Here is an 8,196-nt window from a genome sequence, read left to right as displayed (position 1 = left end):
AAGAGAAACACAACGAGGACAACGGCGAGGACAACCGGGACGGCGAAAGCCACAACCGGTCCTGGAACTGCGGGGTCGAGGGACCCACCGACGACCCGGACATTCTGGCGTTGCGCGGCAAGCAGATGCGCAACATCATGGGCACGTTGATGCTGTCACAGGGCACCCCGATGATTGCGCACGGCGACGAGATCGGGCGGACCCAGGCGGGCAACAACAACGTCTACTGCCAGGATTCGGAACTGTCCTGGATGGACTGGTCGCTGTGCGAGAGCAACGGCGACCTGCTGGCCTTCACCCGCAAGGTGGTCGACTTCCGCAGGCACCATCCGGTGTTCCGGCGCCGCAGGTTCTTCGAAGGCAAACCGATCAGGTGCGGGGACCAGGTCCGCGACATCGCCTGGCTGACCCTCTCGGGAACCGAGATGACCCCCGAGGACTGGGGCGCGGGGCTGGGGACCTGCGTCGCGGTGTTCCTCAACGGGGATGCCATCGAAGCTCCCGACGCCCGCGGCGAGCGGGTCGTCGACGACTCGTTCCTGTTGTGTTTCAACGCCAACGACCACCCGCAGGACTTCGTCACGCCGAACGGCGACTACGCCCAGGAGTGGACCGCCGACCTCGACACGGCCGATCCGACCGGCGAGTCCGACGTCGTGGTGAACGCGGGCGAGAAGATCTCGCTGCAGGCCCGTTCGCTGCTCGTCCTGCGCAAGACGGCATGACCGCGATCCGCCCCGTGCTGTCGACGTACCGGCTGCAGATGCGCGGGGACTGCTGCACGTTCGACGATGCCGTCGGCCTGCTCGACTATCTCGACGACCTCGGCGTCTCGCATGTGTACCTGTCCCCCATCCTCACCGCGGCCGAGGGCTCCACCCACGGCTACGACGTGACCGATCCCACCACCGTCTCGGCCGCGCTCGGCGGCCCGGACGGTCTGCGCCGGCTGTCCGAGGCCGCACATGGCCGCGGTATGGGGCTGGTCGTCGATATCGTGCCCAATCACCTCGGCGTCGCCGACGCCGGCCAGAACCGGTGGTGGTGGGATCTGCTCAGCCACGGCCGCGGCTCGGCCTACGCCGACTACTTCGACATCGACTGGGACCTCGACGGCGGTCGAATCGTGTTGCCGATCCTGGGTTCCGACGACGATGTCGCCGACCTGGTCGTCGACGGGGACGTGCTGCGGCTGGGCGATCTGGTGCTGCCGATCGCGCCGGGCACCGGCGGCGGCAGCGGCACCGAGGTGCACGACCGTCAGCACTACCGGCTGATCGGCTGGCGGCGCGGGATCTGCGGTTACCGGCGGTTCTTCTCGATCACCTCGCTGGCGGCGTTGCGGCAGGAGGACCGTGCGGTTTTCGACGCCACCCACGTCGAGGTCAGGCGCTGGTTCGACGAAGGTCTGGTCGACGGGCTGCGCATCGACCATCCGGACGGGCTGGCCGATCCGTCGGGGTATCTGTCGTGGCTGCGCGAACTGACCGGTCCGTCGGCGTGGATCGTCGCGGAGAAGATCCTGGCCACCGACGAGGGCCTCGATGCCACGCTGCCGGTGGCCGGCACCACCGGCTACGACGCGCTGCGCGAGACCGGCGGCCTGTTCATCGATCCGTCCGGTGCGCCCGGGCTGACCGCACTGTGCGCCGGGCTCGACCCGGGTTCCGAGCAGGCACTCAAACGCGCCGCGGTCACCGACACCCTTGGCAGCGAACTGGCCCGGCTGTGCCGGGTCATCTCCCGGGTCACCGCGAGCCACGATCCGGGCCTGCCCGATGCGGTCGCGGAACTGGTCAGCCGGATCGGGGTGTACCGCTGCGACTATCCGGGACTGCCCGCCGTGCTACCCGTCGCCGTCTGCGAAACGGCCGCGGCCGCACCAGACCTCACCGACGCCCTGACCACCGTCACGGCGGCGCTCAACGCCAGCACCGAGGCGATGACCCGATTCAACCAGCTGTGCGGTGCGGCCACCGCCAAGGCGGTCGAGGACTGCCTGTTCTACCGCGACGCCCGGCTGGTGTCACTCAACGAGGTCGGCGGCGCCCCCGACCTGTTCGGTGTCGCGACCGCCGAGTTCCATCAGCGGGCGGCGGATCGGGCGCATCGCTGGCCGGCCGCGATGACGACGCTGAGCACCCACGACACCAAACGGGGTGAGGATGTGCGGGCCCGGATCGGGGTGCTGTCCCAGGTGCCGGCGCTGTGGTCGGAGCTAATCGGGCAATGGACCGACCTCGCCCCACCTCCCGACCGCGGCACGGCACTGTTCCTGTGGCAGAACATCTTCGGCGTATGGCCGGTGAGCGGCGAGGTCACCGACGAGTTGCGGGTCCGGCTGCACACATACGCCGAAAAGGCGATCAGAGAGGCGGCCACCGCGACGTCGTGGCACGACCCCGACGCCGGGTTCGAATCCGCGGTGCACCGCTGGCTGGACGCCGTGCTGGACGGGCCGGTCGCCGGTGCGCTGACCGACCTGGCCACCCGCCTCGACGAGCACGCCCGCAGTGACAGCCTCGGCCAGAAACTCATCGCGCTGACCGGGTCCGGCGTTCCGGACGTCTACCAGGGCACCGAACTCGCCGAGGACAGCCTGGTCGACCCGGACAACCGCCGTCCGGTCGACTACGCCGCCCGCCGGGTCGCCTTGCGGGAATCGGCCGATGCCAAGATCCGGGTCACCAGTGCGGCGCTGCGCGCGCGCCGGGCCCACTCCCCCGCGTTCCGGTCCGGTGCGCACACCCCGATTCGGGCGTTGGGCTCGGCCGCGTCCCATCTGGTGGCCTTCCGGCGCGGAGCCGACATCGTCGTCGCGGTCAGCCGGTGGACCGTCGCGTTGTCCGAAACCGGTTGGGGCGACACCGCCCTGCCGCTGCCCGAGGGCGAATGGCTGGACCTGCTGAGCCGGCGGCGATGGACCGGCACCGTTGCCGCGGCCGCGGTGTTCGACGACCTGCCGGTCGCGCTGTTGGAGCGGGTCCGATGACCGAATTCGCGGTGTGGGCCCCCGATCCCGGCGAGGTCCGGCTCGACGTGGACGAATCGGTGCACGCCATGCGCCGGTCCGGGGACGGGTGGTGGCGTGCCGAGGTGGACTGCCCGCCCGACGCCAGGTACGGATTCCTGCTCGACGACGACCCGAAGGTGCTGCCCGATCCGCGCTCGGCGCGCCAGCCCGACGGTGTGCACGAGCGCTCGCAGCTCTGGCAACCCGCGCCCGACGTCTGGACCGACACCGGCTGGGCGGGTCGATCCGTCGCGGGCGCGGTGATCTATGAGCTGCACATCGGAACCTTCACGCCGGGTGGAACATTCGACTCGGCGATCGACAGGCTGGATTATCTGGTCGAGCTCGGGGTGGACTTCGTCGAGGTGATGCCGGTCAACGCGTTCGGCGGTACGCACGGCTGGGGCTACGACGGCGTCCTGTGGTACGCCGTGCACGAACCCTACGGCGGCCCCGACGGCCTGATCCGGCTGGTCGACGCCTGCCACGCCCGCGGGCTGGGTGTGCTGATCGATGCCGTGTTCAACCACCTCGGACCGTCCGGCAACTACCTGCCCCGGTTCGGGCCGTACCTGTCGTCGGGTCACAATCCGTGGGGCGCCTCGATCAACCTGTCCGACGCCGGTGCCGACGAGGTGCGCCGTTACCTCCTCGACTGCGCGCTGCGGTGGATGCGCGACTTCCACGCCGACGGGCTGCGCCTGGACGCCGTGCACGCGCTGATGGACAACACCGCCGTCCACATCCTCGAGGAGCTGGGCACCGAAACCGATGCGCTGGCAGAACAACTCGGCAGGCCGCTGTCGTTGATCGCCGAGAGCGATCTCAACGATCCGCGCCTGATCACCCCGCGCGACCGCGGCGGCTACGGGCTGACCGCCCAGTGGGACGACGATATCCACCACGCCATCCACACCGCGGTATCCGGTGAACGGCAGGGCTACTACGCGGATTTCGGGTCGCTGTCGGCCCTGGCCACCACCCTCGAGCACGGCTTCTTCCACGCCGGCACCTACTCGTCGTTCCGGGGCAGGCGTCATGGCAGGCCACTGGACACCGCCACCATTCCGGCGACCCGGCTGCTGGCCTACACCCTCACCCACGATCAGGTCGGCAATCGCGCCGTCGGCGACCGGCCCTCGCAACGCCTGGACTTCGGCCAGCTCGCCGTGAAGGCCGCGTTGGCACTCGGATCCCCCTACACCGCAATGCTTTTCATGGGTGAAGAGTGGGGGTCGTCCTCGCCGTTCCAATTCTTCAGCTCACATCCCGAACCCGAACTGGCCCGTGCCACCGCCGAGGGCCGCAAAGCCGAGTTCGCCGAGCACGGGTGGGACGCCGACGAGATACCCGATCCGCAGGACCCGGCGACCTTCCAGCGGTCCAAGCTGAACTGGGCCGAGATCGGCGAGGGCGAACACGGCAGGCTCCATCGGGTGTACCGGGAACTGATCGCACTACGGCACACCGAGCCCGACCTCGCCGACCCCTGGCTGGCGCACCTGCAGGTCGACTTCGACGAGGAGCGGCACTGGATCGTGCTGCACCGCGGCGCCCTGTCCATCGCGTGCAACCTGGGGCCCGAACCCGCGCTGATTCCGGTCACCGGCGAGCCGGTGCTGGCCTGGGAGCAGCCCGTGATCGGGTCGGACACCACGCAACTGGCCGGCCATTCTTTCGCGATTCTGCGAACTGTCAACCCGCTGTCCACAGGGCGCGGGCCTGTGGATAACCCGTTACCCGGATAGCCATGCCGGCGGCGATGATTCGGCTATGAACCATCGTGAACCGCGACCTATCCCAGCGATCGAAAGCGCGACCGACCCGGTGCACTCGGCCGCCGACATGGGTGAACGGTGGCGCGCCCTGATGGGCCGGCTCGGCTTCAGCGAACGCTTGTTGTGGGTCGGGTTCCTCGGCGCGGACCGCCGGATGTACAAGACCATGAGTCAGGTTCCGCTACGCGCCAGACCGCAGCCGGGCCTGGTCGACTACGTGATGTCCCGGTTGCCGCGGGTCCTGGCCGGCCTCGAGCCGGGCAGCACCGTCGCGCTGCTGCTGACCCGACCGGGCCGCGGGCCGATCTCGAAACTCGACCGCGACTGGGCGTCGCTGCTGGGCAGGACCGCGGCCGAGTACGGCGTGCCGCTGGAACCGATCTTCCGGGCCAACGACGAGGTCCTGGTCGAGGTCGGCCCCAAACTCAAGCAAACCGGTTAGCGCACACCGGTAGCCTCTGGTCATGCCGATCGTCGAGGTCACCCACCGCCCGAGCATTCCAGTGGAGACGTTGCGCACCCTCGCCGTTCATCTGCCCCACGAGGTGTCGTTGGCCGTCGCCAGCGCCGACGAGCCGTACGACGGGGATCTCCAACCCGGCGACGTGGAGGTGCGTTTCCGGGAGCTGGGTGAGTTGGACGTATCGGAGATGGACGTCGTGGTCGAGATCCGGTCAAAGCTGGCCGCCGACCGCGAACGCAACGCGCAGCAGCGCACAGACGCCCTGACCGCGCGTCTGGCGGAGATTTCGGGCCTGCGGCGCGTCGGTGTCTACCTGATCATGCCCGCGGCGGCGTGGTCGCAGACCTGACGCTCAAGTCAGGTAGCGATACGTCGGGGAACCCGGCTCCAGCAGCTCGACGTGCACGTCGGAGGACTCCATCCGGGCCAGCAGACCCTCGAGGTCGGCCGCCGAACTGAGCTGGACACCGCACAGCGCCTCGCCGGTCTCGCGGTTGTTGCGCTTGACGTACTCGAACAGGGTGATGTCGTCGCCCGGCCCGAGCACCTCGTCGAGGAACCGCCGCAGCGCCCCGGGTTCCTGCGGAAAGTCGACCAGGAAGTAGTGCTTGAGGCCGAGGTGCACCAGCGAACGCTCCAGCACCTCGTTGTACCGCGAGACATCGTTGTTGCCGCCCGAGACCAGGCACACCACCGTCGACCCCGGCTCGATATCGGCGTCCAGCAGGGCCGCCACCGACAGCGCCCCCGCGGGCTCGGCGATGATGCCCTCGTTCTGGTAGAGGTCGAGCATCGCGCTGCACACCGCACCCTCGTCGACCGTCGTCATCGACACCATGTCACCGGCGGCCGCCAGCGCCGCGTAGGGCCCCGCCCCGGCCCGCGCCACCGCCGCACCGTCGACGAACTGGTCGACATGCTCCAACGTCACGGGTCCGCCCGCGGCGAGCGCGGCGATCATCGAGGCCGCGCCCGCGGGTTCGGCACCCAGCACCGAGGTATTGGTGGTCCGCTCGGCCAGGTAGGTGGTGATGCCCGCGATGCACCCGCCGCCGCCGACCGGCACGATGACCAGATCCGGCTCCTCGTCGAGTTGATCGAGCAGCTCGACGGCGATGGTGCCCTGACCGGCCATGGTGCGCACATCGTCATAGGGCGGCACCAGGGTCGCCCCGGTGCGGGCCACATCGTCGAGCGCCGCGGCGGCGGCCAGGTCGTAGGTGGAGCCGACCGCGATGAGCTCGATGAACTCGCGGCCGTGGTAGCGGATCCGGTCCCGCTTCTGCTTGGGGGTTTTGGCCGGAACGTAGACCCGGCCGTGGGTCTGCATGGACCGGCAGGCCATCGCGAAACCCTGCGCATGGTTGCCCGCGGACGAACACACCACGCCCGCGGCGAGTTCCTCGCGCGACAGCTGGGCCATCAGATTGAACGCACCGCGAACCTTGTAGGACCGGACCGCCTGCAGATCCTCGCGCTTCAGATAGACCGTCGCCCCGGTAGCCTCCGACAGCCGGTCACAGATCTGCAGTGGGCTGCTGGTGACCACACCGGAAATTCGCCGGGCAGCCTCGTCGATATCGGCCGCTGAAAGGGGTGGGGTCAGCGGCTTCCTCGTGCTCGGGCTCAGTTCGGCAGTCACCGGTCAATGGTGCCACCGGCCAGCGATTTCACTGCACCGGGGTGAGCACAAACACCGGGATCTCACGATCGGTCTTCTTCTGGTACTCGGCGTAGTCCGGAAACGCGGCCACCGCACGTTCCCACCACCGGGCCTTCTCCGCGCCGTCGACCTCGCGGGCCTGGTAGTCCCCCGAATCCTGCCCGTCCTGCAGCTCGACGTGCGGATTCTTCTTGATGTTGTAGTACCAGACCGGGTTTTTCGGGGCCCCGCCCAGCGAGGCGACCACCGCGTATTCGCCGTCGTGCTCGACGCGCATCAGCGGGGTCTTGCGGAGCTTTCCGGTCTTGGCTCCGACGGTGGTCAGCAGGATCACCGGCCTGCCGTTCATTTCGGTGCCCTCGGTGCCTCCCGACGCCATATAGGTCTCGGCGTTCTCGCGGGCCATGTCGAACGGGCTCGGTTCGTATTCTCCGGTCAGCGGCATGGCGCCAGCATAGGTCCGGGGCGCGATTGAATCGGCCGGAAAACGGGAACCCGCCCGGGGTGCGGCGCGTCCCATCACGAATGCAGCGGGTGGCGGTATCCACCGTGGCGGTGGCCGTCCTCGGGGTGTCGGGCTGTGCGACGACCTCGGGCGCCCCGGCCGACTCGTACACCGCACGGATGAGTATGGACGGGCAGGACGTGTCGACCCCGTTCTCAGTCGTCTGCACGCAGCGGGGCACGCTGTGGACCATCGAGACCCAGCCCGCCGAACCCGGGTTCACCGCGATGGTCCAGACGGGCGCCGCCGTGACCGCCAAGCTGGTGCGGCTCCGCGGGCTGCAGGGTTTCACCGGTAGTTCGGTCGAGGGGACCGACCTGCGCGCCGAGATCGACGGGGCGACCTTCACCATCACCGGCACGGCAGACGGGTCGTATGCCGACCGTCCGGTCAAACCGGCCACGGCCCGATACCGGATCCAAGCCCACTGCTGACCGGCGTCGACCGGTAAAGTGGCGATCCTCATCCAGTGTTTCGGGTAGCCGAAACCATGTTTACGAGCTATCGTCGACGCATGACCGCAGCCGGAAATTTTCGCGACGCCGTATCCCTGGCCGAGCGCGAGATCCCGGTGGCCGGGGTGCCCTGGCCGGCCTACAAGCTGATCGCCCTCGCGGTCGGCGCCATGGTGCTGCTGATCGTCGGTGTCGTGACCATGAGCGCGGCGCCTGCGGTACTGGCCTCGGCCGGCGCGGCCACCGTGGTCTGGTTGACCCTGGGCCTGTACACCTCGTCGCGCCGCTAACCAACCCCGCGAGCAGACGCGTCGGTACC

At 69.0% G+C, this 8,196-nt stretch carries 8 protein-coding genes and 1 pseudogene; 7 read left to right on the top strand and 2 right to left on the bottom strand.

The window, feature by feature from the left end; translation table 11 throughout:
* The 5 genes and pseudogenes from ACWDTP_RS35610 to ACWDTP_RS35590 all read left to right on the top strand — a co-directional run.
* A pseudogene (locus ACWDTP_RS35610) lies at window positions 1-725 on the top strand (glycogen debranching enzyme); the annotation flags it as partial.
* Window positions 722-2,992, top strand: coding sequence for a malto-oligosyltrehalose synthase (treY, locus tag ACWDTP_RS35605; protein WP_450027925.1), 2,271 nt, complete (start codon window positions 722-724; stop codon window positions 2,990-2,992). The pseudogene ACWDTP_RS35610 and the gene treY, both read left to right, overlap by 4 nt.
* Window positions 2,989-4,761 (top strand): malto-oligosyltrehalose trehalohydrolase, encoded by a 1,773-nt coding sequence (gene treZ / locus ACWDTP_RS35600; protein WP_450027924.1) that lies wholly within the window; start codon window positions 2,989-2,991, stop codon window positions 4,759-4,761. Before treY ends, treZ begins: the two co-directional genes overlap by 4 nt.
* Window positions 4,762-4,786: 25 nt before the next feature.
* Complete coding sequence (locus ACWDTP_RS35595; protein WP_450027923.1) at window positions 4,787-5,233, top strand: hypothetical protein; 447 nt, start codon at window positions 4,787-4,789, stop codon at window positions 5,231-5,233.
* A gap of 22 nt (window positions 5,234-5,255) precedes the next feature.
* A complete protein-coding gene (locus tag ACWDTP_RS35590; protein WP_450027922.1) occupies window positions 5,256-5,603 on the top strand; it encodes a hypothetical protein in 348 nt (115 codons plus the stop codon).
* A gap of 3 nt (window positions 5,604-5,606) precedes the next feature.
* Here ACWDTP_RS35590 and ilvA read toward each other — a convergent pair whose 3' ends face one another.
* Window positions 5,607-6,896 (bottom strand): threonine ammonia-lyase IlvA, encoded by a 1,290-nt coding sequence (gene ilvA / locus ACWDTP_RS35585; RefSeq protein ID WP_450027921.1) that lies wholly within the window; start codon window positions 6,894-6,896, stop codon window positions 5,607-5,609.
* Between the two features lie 28 nt (window positions 6,897-6,924).
* Window positions 6,925-7,362 carry a nitroreductase family deazaflavin-dependent oxidoreductase gene (locus ACWDTP_RS35580; RefSeq protein ID WP_450027920.1) on the bottom strand — a complete coding sequence of 146 codons (438 nt, stop codon included), beginning with the start codon at window positions 7,360-7,362 and terminating at the stop codon, window positions 6,925-6,927.
* Window positions 7,363-7,442: 80 nt separating this feature from the next.
* On the opposite strand from ACWDTP_RS35580, the gene ACWDTP_RS35575 reads away from it, so the two are divergent.
* Entirely contained in the window at window positions 7,443-7,856 is a 414-nt protein-coding gene (locus ACWDTP_RS35575; RefSeq protein ID WP_450027926.1) for a lipoprotein LpqH, read from the top strand.
* Between the two features lie 80 nt (window positions 7,857-7,936).
* Complete coding sequence (locus ACWDTP_RS35570) at window positions 7,937-8,167, top strand: hypothetical protein (protein ID WP_450027919.1); 231 nt, start codon at window positions 7,937-7,939, stop codon at window positions 8,165-8,167.
* The last annotated feature ends 29 nt before the right edge of the window (window positions 8,168-8,196 follow it).

It is taken from the genome of Mycobacterium sp. NPDC003449, assembly GCF_053588415.1.
Note: the sequence above shows the minus strand (reverse complement) of the source record. Positions and strands in the feature narration are given on the sequence as shown.

What these genes read in the sequence shown, in the direction of transcription:
- treY (WP_450027925.1), top strand. Translation starts at nt 722, where the DNA reads ATGACCGCGATCCGCCCCGTGCTGTCGACGTACCGGCTGCAGATGCGC.
- treZ (WP_450027924.1), top strand. Translation starts at nt 2,989, where the DNA reads ATGACCGAATTCGCGGTGTGGGCCCCCGATCCCGGCGAGGTCCGGCTC.
- ACWDTP_RS35595 (WP_450027923.1), top strand. Translation starts at nt 4,787, where the DNA reads ATGAACCATCGTGAACCGCGACCTATCCCAGCGATCGAAAGCGCGACC.
- ACWDTP_RS35590 (WP_450027922.1), top strand. Translation starts at nt 5,256, where the DNA reads ATGCCGATCGTCGAGGTCACCCACCGCCCGAGCATTCCAGTGGAGACG.
- ACWDTP_RS35580 (WP_450027920.1), bottom strand. Translation starts at nt 7,362, where the DNA reads ATGCCGCTGACCGGAGAATACGAACCGAGCCCGTTCGACATGGCCCGC.
- ACWDTP_RS35575 (WP_450027926.1), top strand. Translation starts at nt 7,443, where the DNA reads ATGCAGCGGGTGGCGGTATCCACCGTGGCGGTGGCCGTCCTCGGGGTG.
- ACWDTP_RS35570 (WP_450027919.1), top strand. Translation starts at nt 7,937, where the DNA reads ATGACCGCAGCCGGAAATTTTCGCGACGCCGTATCCCTGGCCGAGCGC.